This is a genomic window from Nocardia sp. NPDC088792 (assembly GCF_044750615.1).
In the GTDB taxonomy this organism is placed as follows: domain Bacteria; phylum Actinomycetota; class Actinomycetes; order Mycobacteriales; family Mycobacteriaceae; genus Nocardia.
The window spans coordinates 478,927-491,252 of sequence record NZ_JBIVKC010000007.1; the positions used below are offsets into that span (position 1 = coordinate 478,927).

13 protein-coding genes are annotated in these 12,326 nt (G+C 67.3%); 5 read left to right on the forward strand and 8 right to left on the reverse strand.

Going from position 1 to position 12,326, the window contains the following annotated elements:
* Nucleotides 1–33 precede the first annotated feature (33 nt).
* Both ACIP5Y_RS42145 and ACIP5Y_RS42150 read right to left on the reverse strand, forming a co-directional pair.
* Entirely contained in the window at nt 34–1,053 is a 1,020-nt protein-coding gene (locus ACIP5Y_RS42145) for a methionine ABC transporter ATP-binding protein (RefSeq protein ID WP_400358824.1), read from the reverse strand.
* Nucleotides 1,050–1,928: a MetQ/NlpA family ABC transporter substrate-binding protein gene (locus tag ACIP5Y_RS42150; protein WP_400358826.1), complete on the reverse strand. Its 879-nt coding sequence runs from the start codon at nt 1,926–1,928 to the stop codon at nt 1,050–1,052. Before ACIP5Y_RS42150 ends, ACIP5Y_RS42145 begins: the two co-directional genes overlap by 4 nt.
* Before the next feature lie 147 nt (nt 1,929–2,075).
* Between ACIP5Y_RS42150 and ACIP5Y_RS42155 the strand changes: the two genes are divergently transcribed.
* Nucleotides 2,076–2,939 carry a MetQ/NlpA family ABC transporter substrate-binding protein gene (locus tag ACIP5Y_RS42155; RefSeq protein ID WP_400358827.1) on the forward strand — a complete coding sequence of 288 codons (864 nt, stop codon included), beginning with the start codon at nt 2,076–2,078 and terminating at the stop codon, nt 2,937–2,939.
* A 226-nt stretch (nt 2,940–3,165) separates the two neighbouring features.
* Here the strand turns inward: ACIP5Y_RS42155 and ACIP5Y_RS42160 are convergent, their stop codons facing one another.
* The 5 genes from ACIP5Y_RS42160 to ACIP5Y_RS42180 all read right to left on the reverse strand — a co-directional run bounded on the left by ACIP5Y_RS42160 (nt 3,166) and on the right by ACIP5Y_RS42180 (nt 9,206).
* On the reverse strand, nt 3,166–4,155 hold the full coding sequence (locus ACIP5Y_RS42160; RefSeq protein WP_400358829.1) for a hypothetical protein: 990 nt from the start codon (nt 4,153–4,155) through the stop codon (nt 3,166–3,168).
* Nucleotides 4,156–4,231: 76 nt separating this feature from the next.
* Nucleotides 4,232–5,173 carry a DUF4239 domain-containing protein gene (locus ACIP5Y_RS42165; protein ID WP_400358831.1) on the reverse strand — a complete coding sequence of 314 codons (942 nt, stop codon included), beginning with the start codon at nt 5,171–5,173 and terminating at the stop codon, nt 4,232–4,234.
* An 84-nt stretch (nt 5,174–5,257) separates the two neighbouring features.
* Nucleotides 5,258–6,001: an adenosylcobinamide-GDP ribazoletransferase gene (locus tag ACIP5Y_RS42170; protein WP_400358832.1), complete on the reverse strand. Its 744-nt coding sequence runs from the start codon at nt 5,999–6,001 to the stop codon at nt 5,258–5,260.
* Nucleotides 6,002–6,214: 213 nt separating this feature from the next.
* Nucleotides 6,215–8,056, reverse strand: a complete 1,842-nt coding sequence (gene cobT / locus ACIP5Y_RS42175) for a nicotinate-nucleotide--dimethylbenzimidazole phosphoribosyltransferase (RefSeq protein ID WP_400358834.1) — start codon at nt 8,054–8,056, stop codon at nt 6,215–6,217.
* Nucleotides 8,057–8,246: 190 nt separating this feature from the next.
* The gene (locus ACIP5Y_RS42180) at nt 8,247–9,206 is read right to left on the reverse strand and encodes a helix-turn-helix domain-containing protein (RefSeq protein WP_400358836.1); all 960 of its coding nucleotides are present in this window, start codon (nt 9,204–9,206) and stop codon (nt 8,247–8,249) included.
* A gap of 85 nt (nt 9,207–9,291) precedes the next feature.
* On the opposite strand from ACIP5Y_RS42180, the gene ACIP5Y_RS42185 reads away from it, so the two are divergent.
* Together ACIP5Y_RS42185 and ACIP5Y_RS42190 are read left to right on the forward strand one after the other, a co-directional pair.
* Nucleotides 9,292–9,414 carry a hypothetical protein gene (locus ACIP5Y_RS42185; protein WP_400358838.1) on the forward strand — a complete coding sequence of 41 codons (123 nt, stop codon included), beginning with the start codon at nt 9,292–9,294 and terminating at the stop codon, nt 9,412–9,414.
* Nucleotides 9,411–9,638: a hypothetical protein gene (locus ACIP5Y_RS42190; protein ID WP_400358840.1), complete on the forward strand. Its 228-nt coding sequence runs from the start codon at nt 9,411–9,413 to the stop codon at nt 9,636–9,638. Before ACIP5Y_RS42185 ends, ACIP5Y_RS42190 begins: the two co-directional genes overlap by 4 nt.
* Before the next feature lie 190 nt (nt 9,639–9,828).
* Here ACIP5Y_RS42190 and ACIP5Y_RS42195 read toward each other — a convergent pair whose 3' ends face one another.
* A complete protein-coding gene (locus ACIP5Y_RS42195; protein WP_400358842.1) occupies nt 9,829–10,506 on the reverse strand; it encodes a DUF3043 domain-containing protein in 678 nt (225 codons plus the stop codon).
* Between the two features lie 242 nt (nt 10,507–10,748).
* Between ACIP5Y_RS42195 and ACIP5Y_RS42200 the strand changes: the two genes are divergently transcribed.
* Nucleotides 10,749–11,099: a HesB/IscA family protein gene (locus ACIP5Y_RS42200; protein WP_400358844.1), complete on the forward strand. Its 351-nt coding sequence runs from the start codon at nt 10,749–10,751 to the stop codon at nt 11,097–11,099.
* 152 nt (nt 11,100–11,251) lie between these two features.
* The gene (locus ACIP5Y_RS42205; protein ID WP_400358845.1) at nt 11,252–12,223 is read left to right on the forward strand and encodes a carbohydrate kinase family protein; all 972 of its coding nucleotides are present in this window, start codon (nt 11,252–11,254) and stop codon (nt 12,221–12,223) included.
* Nucleotides 12,224–12,326: the final 103 nt, after the last annotated feature.

The following is a 12,326-nucleotide window of genomic DNA, read 5'->3' on the forward strand; positions in this document are numbered from 1 at the left end:
TCTCGGCCGCAGACCAGCTCGCGTCAACGACGCTCATACGACCGCCCTCCGCTCCAGCTCGTCGACGACCTTGTTCACCGCGTCGTCCGGACCTTCGAGGGCCAGCGTCACGCTGCCGAAGGTCTTGTCCTGCAAGGCACTCACGCCGCCGTAGACCACCTCGAACCGCACACCGGCATGTGCGGCGGTGGCGAGCGCGTCCCCGATACCGCGCTCATCGTCGATGTCCACGGTGACGAGCCGCCCGGAGTGCCGCTCGCCCAGCCGCTTCAGCTCATCTGCGCTCGGCCGGTTGTGCAGCACCGTCTCGACGAACGAGCGCGTCGGCACGGCTTGTGGTGCGGCGAACACCTCGAAAGTGCTCGCCAATTCCACGATCCGGCCCTCGGCCAGCACCGCGACCCGGTCGGCCACCGCCCGGATCACATCCATCTCGTGGGTGATCACGACGATGGTGACGCCGAGCTCGCGATTGATCTTCTGCAGCAGCCGCAGCACCTCCTGCGTGGTCTCCGGATCCAGCGCCGAGGTCGCCTCGTCGGCCAGCAGCAGCGACGGCGAGGTGGCCAGCGCCCGCGCGATGCCCACCCGCTGCTTCTGCCCACCGGACAGCTGATCCGGGTAACTGCGCGCCTTCTCGGTGAGCCCCACGAACTCCAGCAGTTCCGCCACGCGCGCCTTGCGCCGCGCACGTGGCCAGCCCGCGACCTTCAGCGGGTATTCGATATTCCCGGCCGCGGTGCGCGAACGGAAAAGGTTGAACTGCTGGAACACCATGCCGATATCGCGCCGCAACTGCCGCACCCGCGACTCCGGGACCCCGGTGATGGGGTCGCCGGAGATGAGCACGGTGCCGCTGGTCGGCTTCTCCAGCGCGTTGATCAGGCGCACCAGGGTGCTCTTGCCCGCGCCGGAATAGCCGATCACACCGAAGATCTCGCCCCGTTCGATCCGCAGATCGATATCCGAGAGCGCGGTGTGACTCTGTTTGCCGGCCTCGAAAACCTTGGTGACCGAACGGAATTCGACTGCTGCGGCGGGATTCTCGCTCACTTGGTGTCGCGGATGGTCTGCTGCACCCGCTGCAGGATCTGTTCCAGCTCCGGTCCGTTCTTGGTGACCTCGACCGCGGTGCCCTTGGAGTTCTCGGCGACCGCCTTCTGCACCTCCGGGTCGTGCCAGATGTCCACGAGCTTCAGGTAAGTGGGGTTGCTCTTGTCCGCGGCGCGGGTGACGAAGGCGTTGATGTACGGCGCAGCGCCCGGGCTGTTCGGATCATCCTTGTACAGCGCGGAATTCGGGTCGATACCGGAACGCTCCAGGTAGGTGTTGTTGACCACGGACCCGTCCACGGAAGCCAGCGACAGCGCCGTCTGCGCGGCGTCGACTGGGGTGACCTTCACCTTGGACGCGCCCTTGTCGATATCGGCGGGCGTGGGCTGCGGGTTGCTGTCGGCGAGCTTCAACAGCCCGGCCGCCTGCAGCACGAACAGGGCACGCGCCTGATTGGTGGGATCGTTCGGCACCGCGATCTCGCCGCCCTGCGGAATGTCGGCCAGCGCCTTGTGCTTCTTGGAGTACAGGCCCAGCGGCACGATCTGGGTGGCCCCGATGGGCGTCAGATCCTGATTGTTGGCGACGTTGTACTGGCCGAGGAACTGCAGGTGCTGGAACAGATTCACGTCGATCTGCTTCTGCGACAACGCCTGATTGGGCTGCGAGTAGTCCGAGTAATGGACGATGTCGACATTGATGCCCTGCGCCTTGGCCTCGTCCTTGAAGACGTCCCACTGCGGGTCGGTCTCCGTGGTGCCGATGCGGACGGTATTGCCGTCGGAGGTATTGCTGCTGCACGCCGTTGCCGTGAGGGTGAGGCCCGCGACTGCCGCTACCAGGACCGGGATCGCCAGTACCCGATGGAATTTCACTCGTGCTCCCGCATGCTCGTGGTTCTTCATGAATGCTCGAAATCGAACCCGGCCATGCAACCGTGCGGGCAATCGACCGGCAATGATTGCGATCCGGGCGAGTGAAAGCCTCGCGCTGGTACGTACCAGTCGCCTAGCTTGCGTGAGATGCGAAAATTGCGCCGCTACCTGGTGTTTCCCCTGCTGTTGAGCCTGGCCTTGACCGCCGCCTGTGGCGGGGAACACCACGACAATGTGGTCCGCATCGGTGTGAACGATCTCGCACAACCGCATTGGGACGTCTTCAAGAAGAAGGCCGCCGACGCCGGCATCACGGTGAGCTTCACCAACTTCACCGACTACAACCAGCCCAATCCCGCGCTCTCCCAAGGGCAGATCGACCTCAACAAGTTCCAGCACGTCCGCTACCTGGCCAACTACGACGCCAGGAACAACGACACCCTGGTCCCGATCGGCGCCGCCGAGATCTATCCGCTGACGTTGTACTCGAAGAAGCACAAGTCGGTCACCGACATCCCCGCTGGTGGCGAAATCACCCTGAGCAACAACCCGGCGAACCAAGTGCGCCCGCTGCTCAGCCTCGCCGCCGCCGGATTGATCGTCCTGAAGAACGGCCCCAGCTGGGACTCCAAACTCGAGGACGTCGACAAACCCGCCTCGAAGGTGCGCCTCACCACCATCGACCCCACCCTCACCGCCCCGTCACTGGACAGCGTCGACGCCGCCTTCGTCGACGACACCTGGGCCCAGCAGGCCGGCCTCACCCCATCCCAGATCATCTACACCGACGACCCCAACCGCCCCGACCTGAAGCAATACATCAACATCTTCGCCGCCCGAGCCGCCGACAAGGACAACCCCACCTACCTGAAGCTCGTGCAGATCTACCACGACCCGGACGTCGAAGCCGCCATCAAGGCCGAAGCCGGCTTCCAAGGCATCTTCGAGAACACCCCCGCCACCGACTTGCAATCCACCGCAAAGGAACTCGAAACCAAGTTCCGCAACTGACTCCCGCTGATGTAGCGCCCGCGCCGCCGACAGCAGACAGCGGCGCGAGACGCTGTTACCGCGGGCGCGCAGCCTAGTAACGGCGACACATCTCGGCACGAGACGCCACCTCAGGCTCGCAGCCTAGAAGCAGCGCCATATCTTGGCGCGAGCTGCCGCCTCGGGCTCGCGGCCTAGAAGCGGCGACACATCTTGGCGCGAGACGCTGTTGCCGCGGGCGCGCAGCTTACAAGCGGCGACGCATCTTGGCGCGGGCGGCGGCGATGATGGCGATGATCATGACCGTCATCATCTGCAGGGTGGTCCAGCTCACGGGCGTGGGGACCGGGGTGGATGCCACGTACGCGGGCCGGGCGGGGGGTGGGGGTATTACGACGGGTGGCGGGGGGATCGGAGGTATGACCCGCGGCGGTGGTGGAGGCGGCGGCGGGATGATCGGGGCGGCGGCGGGGATCACGGGCGCCGGCGGTGACGGAATCTGCAGGGGGATGGCGGGTTCCTGCACCTGGACGGGGAGCAGGAGCAGGCAGGTCAGCAGGGCGCTGCCGGTGGCGGTACTGCCGATCGCCGCGCTACCCGCTCCGCTGGAGCCCGAACCCACCAGGCTGGAGCCGGGCCAGAGTCCCGGCCACAAGCCGGGGCCGACCAGACCGGACCCCAGCGAACTGCCGAGGGCGCTGCCGACGCCGGAGCCGAGCGAACTGCCGGTGAGAATGCCCAATCCGAGTGCGGCACTGCCGAGTACAGCACTACCTGCGCACGCGGTCGCCACACTGCCGGAGTCCAGCCCGGCCAGACCACCCAAGGTATTCGGGGCCGCCACCTGGCCGCCCAACGCGGTCGCGGCCTTCGGCGCGGCCAGCGCATGCCCATCCGAGAGTGCGAGATTCACGGGATTCGCACCGATGGCGCTACCGCTATTGCTCCCGGTGGCCGAACTTCCGTTCCCGAGGTAGGCGCCGCCACCCGCGACTCGGCCCACGCTCAGGCCGAGCCCGCTCCCCGTCGCGGAGCTGCCCGCCCCGGAACCTGTTGCACCGCTGCCGCTTCCGAGCGATAGCGCACTACCCGACGGCGCATCCACCGCCCCGGGACCGGCGCTGCCCGAGGGCCCGCCCGCACTGCCGCTGGCAATCTGATCGATCACATCGGGGAGACCCGGATCCGCCGCTGTGGGGCCTGCGAGCAGCACCGCCGCCACGGGCACCGCGGACACCGCCGCCAATCCTCTTGCGGCTCTGCCTGTTCTGGTCATTCGGCCCGCCTCGTCCAGGCGGGCAGCCGATTCCCGTTCATCGGTTCGGCACCCCACTCGACACCGGCATATTGGGTGCGGGAGCGCCGGAAGCCGAGCTGTCGGGCACCGGCATCTTTCCGAGCTGGTCGTACCGTTGCTGCGCCAGCGTGTAGGCGTCCCGTGGCACCACATTGCCGCCGGAGAACGGGCGATCGAGCTGGTAGATCGACAGCATCACGGTGCCGACCACGACGCCGAACAGCGCCGTCATCAGCAGATTTCGCTTGGTCACCACCACACCGGCGAGCACCGTGCCGAGCAGCAGCATGACCGTGCCGAACCACAGCGCGACATAGAGAATCGTCGGCATGCGGTACCCGGCATCCAGCCCACGGTCATAGCGTGCGTCGGAGGCCGCATCCAGTGCGGTGGACGCTTTGTCCTGGGTGTCCTTCACATTCGGGTCGGTCGTCGGCACGGAGTCGACCGCGGCACGCAGTTCATCGAAGGTGCCCTGCACCTTGTCGTCGAGCCGCTGGTGCCGGTCCATGGTCGACCATTCCTGAGTCACAACCTCTTTCGTGTACTCGCGGGTGAGCCCCTCGATATTGCTGCGATACGGCTCGGGCAGATCGTGCGCCGCCTGGTACACGCTCACCAGGCCCTTGGCCTCGGCCACGGTATGCGAATGCGCATCGTCATAGCTCTGCCAGCAGATCACCACGACAAAAGCGACAATGGCGGCAAAGAACATGTTCACCAGGTCCAGCACCATGGTGTGCGCGCCCTCTTCGTCCTCCTCCTTCCGCCAAGCCTTGGGCCGTACACGATCCCCGACCACGAACACGATCACGGCGATCACCGCGAACAAAACGGGCAGCAGGAATATCCACCGCATGGTGACTCCATCCTCGGCGAACACGGTGACGAGACAGCCGAACACGCTGTATTCGCCACCACTGGCCAGTCGGATTGCGAGCCGCAATAACTCCGTCACCCACCCCCGGCGCGTCCCTCGGAGTGTCGCCCAACACCCCCAGCCGAGTGTCACCCGACACCCGCTCAGCGAGTAGTGCGCGAGTCAGCGGAAGGACAGCACGCAGGCCGCCACGGTGACGCTGATTTCCAGTGCGGCGCCGAGCACATCACCGTTCAGCCCGCCGAACCTCCGCACACAATGGCGCACCAGCACCACGGACACCGCCAGCGCGAGCGCGACGGCAATCGGCCCCTGCCACCAATTCCCGCCCGCGAATCCTGCCGCCACCAGCGCGATCCCACCCCACACGGCCGCCGCGACCGGTCCTCGAGTCCCCGCCACCAGCGCACCGAACCCGGCCCCCGGCGCCGCCTCGATCCCCCGCCTACAGGCGAGCACCACCGCCACCCGCCCCACCGCGACAGCGACCACCACGGCGAGCCACCGCCCGCTTTCGGCCAGCCCGGCAAACGAAACCGCTTGAATCCCAATGACGAACACCAGCGCAGCCACCCCGAACGGCCCGGCCCCGCCACTCTTCATGATCTCCCGGGCCCGCTCCGGCGGCCCATAGCTTCCGAGCCCGTCCATGGTGTCGGCCAGCCCGTCGACATGCATCCCCCGTGTAACCAACGCCAGCCCCGCCACCGCCACGAGTCCCCCCAGCAGCCAACTTCCCCCCAAAGCCCCTATCCCCCAAAGCACCCCGGCCGCTCCTGCCCCGACCAATACCCCCACCACAGGCGCCCACCCAATAGCCCGCCCAGCGGCCTCCCGATCCACCTGCTCCGGCCCTCGCACCGGCAACACGGTCAACCACGAAACCGCCAACCGCAACCCATTCACCACCACACCTCGCGCACAACGATTCCCCGCAGACCAGCCACCCCAACCTCACCGGAAACGCCCGGCCACGTCGTGTCGCCCGGCCGAATCGCCTTGCCCAACCACACCGACTTGCGCGGCCGCATCGTCCTGCCCGGCGATGATCGAACAGCGGATGTCGCCCGCCCTCGCATTGCCGCCGAATACGGTTCGGCGGCAATGGTTCGGAGGCTGTTATGCACCGGCGGTTTCTGCGGCGTCGGCAGTGCTCACTCCGGCATCGGCGAAGGTCGCCATATCGGAGAGGGTGGCGACGGCCGCGCGGACGAGCGGGAGGGCGGTGAGCGCGCCAGAGCCCTCGCCCAGGCGCATGCTCATTTCGAGCAGCGGCTCCAGTTCCAGGCGGTCCAAGGCGATCTTGTGGGCGGGCTCGCTGGAACGGTGACCGGCGATCCACCAAGCGCGGGAGCCGGGCGCCAGTTGATCGGCCACCAGGGCGGCGGCGGTGACCACCACGCCGTCCAGGATCACCGGGGTGCGGCGGGCGGCCGCACGGGCCAGGAAGCCCGCCATGGCCGTCAGGTCCGCGCCGGATGCGGTGCGCAGCAAGGCAACCGGGTCCTTGACGACCGGCCGCGCCCGCCACATGGCGTCACGAATGGCCGCGGTCTTGCGAATCCAGCCCGCATCGTCGACGCCGGTGCCGCGCCCCACCGCGACCACCGGTTCGGTGTCGGTCACGGCGGCAATCAGCACGGTCGCGGGCGTGGTGTTGCCGATTCCCATTTCACCGGCGATGAGAAGGTCCGCGCCGGAATCGATCTCCTCGTCGGCAATGGTGGCGCCGGCGGCCAGCGCCGCCTGCACCTCGGCCTCGGTCAGCGCGTCTTCGCGATCGATCGACCCGCTGGACCGCCGCACCTTGTGCCGCGAAATCTCCGGCGCCGTATCCCCTTCGACGGCAATGTCTTCCACCCGCACGGTCGCATCGGCCAAGCGCGCCAGCACATTCACCGCCGCACCCCCGTGCAGGAAGTTGGCCACCATCTGCCCGGTCACTTCACTCGGGTAAGCCGACACCCCGTGCCGAGCCACCCCGTGATCCCCCGCGAAGATCACCACCCGAGCCCGCTCGAACTGCCGCGGCGGACACACCCCCTGACAAGCCGCCACCCAATTCCCGAGCTGCTCCAACCGCCCCAACGCCCCCGCCGGCTTGGTCAACTGCAACTGCCGCTCCTCCGCAGCAGCCCGCACCCCCGAATCCGGCCCCGCCACCGGCCCGAACGCAATCCGCACCCGAGGCTTGTTCAGATTCGGACTGTCAGCGTCAGCTTCGACCGCGATGTCCCCGACCGACTCGAGTGGCACGTCGACATCGAACAACTCGGCGTCCGCGGCAGTGATGGTCCCCGCCGTGCTCACCACATCCGGAACCGCCTGCGCCACAGCCGGGTTCGCGGCATCGCGCAGTGCGGCCGCGGACACATCACTGAGCTCGGTTACCGCATCGGTCACTACCGAGGCGCGATCGGGCTTGATCTGCAGGGCCTGACCGGCGACAACCAGGTAGACCTCGTCGCACACCTGGGCCAGCCGCTGATTGAGGATGCCGAGCTCGTCGCGGAAGAGTCGCCCGGAAGCAGTCCCGGGAATGACTCCCAGCCCCACCTCGGGACTCACGATGACCAGCCGATGCCGATATCCGGTAACCGCCGCAACCAGCGCCTCGATATCGGGCCCCACGCTCCCTCGCGGCAATTCCCACGCCCCGCGCGCATCGATGCGCGCGGTGAGCCAAGTCCCGAGATCGTCGATCAGCGTCGCCCCGTCGCCCGCGCCCAAGGCCCCGATCGGGTCGCCTTCCACGGTCGTCCACGCCGCAGGCCGCCGCGCCCGATGCGCCGCAATGCGTTCAGCGAAGTCCTGATCGTCGGGATCGGCTATGGCGGTGGCGACGTATCGCACCGCTTCCGACGCGACCAGCTGTTCCGCGAAGGCCGATTTCCCGGACCGGGCGCCACCGAGCACCAGCGTCCGCAGCGGCCGATCGGTTGTTTGAGCAGTGTGCGACACGACAGCACGGTATCAACCGCACGCACCCACCGCTCGCACCGGATTCACGGCGTCGTCTGGTTGTGCACGCACTGGAACTTTCTGACCGCGAATCGTAGCCTCCCCACCCGAACACGAATCCCCCGCCCGCGAGCGGGAAACTGTTGCGGCAAATCGCGATGAGCCCCCACCACAGGTTCCCACTCGCGGTTCAGGAAGCTCTGGCTCCGAAGCGGCGGCGGTATTCGACGGGGGCGATGCCGACCGAGCGTTGGAAGTGGTGGCGGAGGAGGGCGCCGGAGCCGAAGCCGCAGCGGCCGGCCAGGGATTCGAGGTCGAGGTCGGTGTCTTCGAGGAGTTGCTTGGCGAGCAGGATGCGCTGGCCGGTAAGCCATTTCACCGGAGTGGTGCCGGTTTCGGCGGCGAAGCGGCGGGCGAAGGTGCGGGTGGACATGGCGGTGCGGTCGGCGAGGGATTCCACGGTGTGCGGAAGGTCCAGATTCTCGCCCATCCAGTGCAGGGTCTCGCTGAGGCTGTCGGAGCTGCAGTCCACGACGGGCCGTTCGATGAACTGCCGCTGCCCGCCGTCGCGCTGCGGCGGCACCACCATGCGCCGGGCGATGGCATTGGCGACGCTGCTGCCGAGTTCGCGTCGCACCAGATGCAGGCAGGCGTCGATGCCGGCGGCGGTGCCGGCGCTGGTGATGAGATTGCCCTCGTCCACGAACAGCACATCGGGATCGACTGTGGCGAGCGGAAAGTCCCGGGCGAGCCGGTCGACGTAACGCCAGTGTGTGGTGCACTTGCGCCCGTCCAGCAGCCCGGCCTGGCCGGCCAGGAACGCCCCGGAGCACACGGTGAGGATGGTCGCCCCACGCTCCGACGCGGCGCGTACGGCGTCCACGACCCGCGGGTCGCAGCCATGGTCGATCGGGAACGCCGGAACGGCCACCAGATCCGCGCCGACCAGTTCCTCGAGCCCGTACTCAGGTGCCACGGTAATGCCGGGTGAGCTGGTGGTGAGCGGTTTACCCGGTTCGGCCCCGCAGACCCGGAAGTCGAAGAGCGGCAGTCCGTCGGCGCTGCGGTCGAGGCCGAAAACCTCGCAGACGACGCCGAATTCGAACATGGCGAGGTGGTCGTTCAGGACGACGGCGACCTTCTGCAACATGACCCGACCCTTCTGGCCGAATATTTGCGAACAATGACGTTACTGCCACTGTTGGCAGTAAGTTTTCTATAGAAAACTTACAGCCATGCAGCCCCTCACCGCAATCGTCACCGCCGGAACCGCCATCTGCGCGCTCGGCTACTTCACCTACGCCGGAATGGCCTGGGGCTCCACCGATTCCACAGAGGAAGGCGAAAACCTGTCATGACCACCATCACCCCCGCACCCGGAACCTTCCTGCACGTCACCGCCGCCGACCGCGGACACGTCTTCACCCGCGTCGTCGCCCTGTTGTCCGCGGCCGGCCGAGCCGTCCCCTTCCACCGCGATTCGCGCTGGAACCTGGCCGGCTCCACCAATTTCGACGACCGCGACGCCCCCCGCGCGGCCCACGACCTCCAGGCCATCGCGACCTACCGCGAACACGGATAACCGCTCGGGCTCGGCAATCGTTGAGTACCAGGGGCCGAGTCTCCGGACACCGCGCTCGAGCGCGCCGGCCATCGATAAGGCGGCCTAGCGGCGCGTCTGAACTCAGACCCGCTGCAGACCGGGTTCGAGCACCGGACCGTCGTGAACCGGACTCGAAACCAAGCGGCGCGCAGTCCGCGCGCCGCGAAACTCAGATGCTGTCGCCCGCGCTGACGCGCGGCTTCGGGGCGCGCATGCGGCGCACCTGCGAGGCGCGCACGAAGGCGTACCACCCGAGGGACATCGGACGCTCGGTCGTATCCGGGAAGCGCTCGCGCACGCGACGGTTCACGATGCGGCCGAGGATGAAGCCCTCGGTAATCATGAACACCATCATGATCAGCATGGCCAGCGTCACGATGGCCTGCAGGCCGGGCGACAGGATCATGCTGAAGATCAACACCACGGCGAGGGGCATGAACAGGCCCAGCAGGTTCCGGCGCGCGTCGACGATGTCGCGCACGTACCCGCGCACCGGTCCCTTGTCGCGCGGCATCAGGAACTGCTCCTCACCGGCGAGCATGCGGGCGCGCCGGTCCTGGGCCTCCTTGCGGCGATCGGACGAGCTCGCCTTGCGTTCCTCCTTGGACCCGCGTAGCGACTTGCGGCGCGCGCGGGCCTCCTTGGAGGTCTTGGGCGCGGGTGCGACCGGGCCGCGACGGCGGCCTTCGGCCTCTCGTCGCTTCGGGGTCGGCCGGCCTTTGCTCAGGGTGACCGACTTGTCCTCGACCGTCGCCGTACCACCGGCTTCGACGCTGGAGGTATCGGTTGTGGGGTTGGACTCGCCACGGCGCAGGAACTTCACGCCGACCAGGCTATTCGATGACACGTCCGCCGGAAAATCCTGGTCTGCCTGTTTGTTGTGTCGCACACGCCCACAGCTACCTGCTGGCGACCATGATCGCCGGGTCACGGCGTGGGAAAGCCCGCGAACAGGACAAGTGACAGATGACCCGCAGTACGCGCAACCCCCTCCGCGTAGGATTGGGAATAGTCGCCCGCGAAGCGGCGTTGACAGGCGTCGAGCCGTACGCCTCTGACGGGTTGAAAACAGGTCCTTTAGGAGAGTTCATGACTGTGCAGAACGAGACCACCACTCACGGTGTGGCTCTGACCGATGCTGCCGCCTCCAAGGCAAAGGCACTGCTGGATCAGGAAGGCCGCGATGATCTGGCGCTGCGCATCGCCGTGCAGCCGGGTGGCTGCGCCGGCCTGCGCTACCAGCTCTTCTTCGATGACCGCACCCTCGATGGCGACCTGATCGTCGAGTTCGCGGGCGTCAAGCTGGCCGTCGACCGGATGAGCGCCCCCTACGTGCAGGGCGCCTCGATCGACTTCGTCGACACCATCGAGAAGCAGGGTTTCACCATCGACAACCCGAATGCCACCGGCTCCTGCGCCTGCGGCGACAGCTTCAACTGAGATAACGCGGGCCCAGCGCGGAACCTCCCAATAGGGGGTTCCGCGCTGTTTGCGTGTTTCGCCTCGTTCCAGACGTGGAATCATCCGTCTCGGACAGAGTAGTTTTGTTACTGCGGCGATTCCCGCCGTTCACCCCCACCGAAGGATTCCCCGTGACCATCGCCGTGTCCGCGTCCATCGCGACCGATCACCTCATGCGCTTTCCGGGAAAGTTCTCCGATGTGCTGCTGGCAGACCAACTTCAGCACGTATCGCTCAGCTTCCTCGTCGATGACCTGACCATCCGCAGGGGCGGGGTCGCGGGCAATATCTCGTACGCAATGGGCGTGCTCGGCCAGCGCCCGCTGCTGGTCGGCGCCGTCGGCAAGGACTGGGGCGAGTACCGGAAGTGGCTGGAGGACAACGGAGTCGACTGCTCCGCCGTCCGCGTCTCGAACGAGGCCCACACCGCCCGCTTCGTCTGCACCACCGACGAAACCATGGCCCAGATCGCCTCCTTCTACCCCGGCGCCATGAGCGAGGCCCGTGATATCGACATCACCCAGCTCGGCCGCGACCTCCAGCTGGTCCTGATCGGCGCCGACGACCCCGAGGCCATGCTGCGCCACACCGAACAGTGCCGCACCGCCGGAATCCCCTTCGCCGCCGACCCTTCGCAGCAGCTGGCGTACGTGGACGGCGACACCATCCTGAAGCTCATCGACGGCGCCACCTACCTGTTCACCAACGAGTACGAGTGGGGCATCCTGCTCCAGAAGACCGGCCTGTCCGAGGCGGAAGTCGGTGAGCGCGTAGGCATTCGCGTCACCACCCTCGGCTCCAAGGGCGCCAAGATCGTCGACCGCGACGGCACCGAACTCCACGTGGACGTAGTCCCCGACACCGCCAAGGTCGACCCGACCGGCGTAGGCGACGCCTTCCGCGCCGGCTTCCTCACCGGCCAGTCCGCCGGCTTCTCCCTGGAACGCTCCGCCCAGCTCGGCTCCCTGGTCGCCGTCCTCGTCCTGGAAACCGTTGGCCCCCAGGACTGGACCCTCGACCACGACGCAGCCATGAAGCGCCTCCGCGACGCCTACGGCCCCGAAGCCGCCGACGAAATCGAAGCCATCCTCGTCCGCGTGTAGCACCCGCGCACTCGAGCCACGAAGTCGCCCGCCGGACACATCCGGCGGGCGGCTTCGCATTTCAGACGCGACACACGCCAACACCTCCGCGAGGGGGAACTCA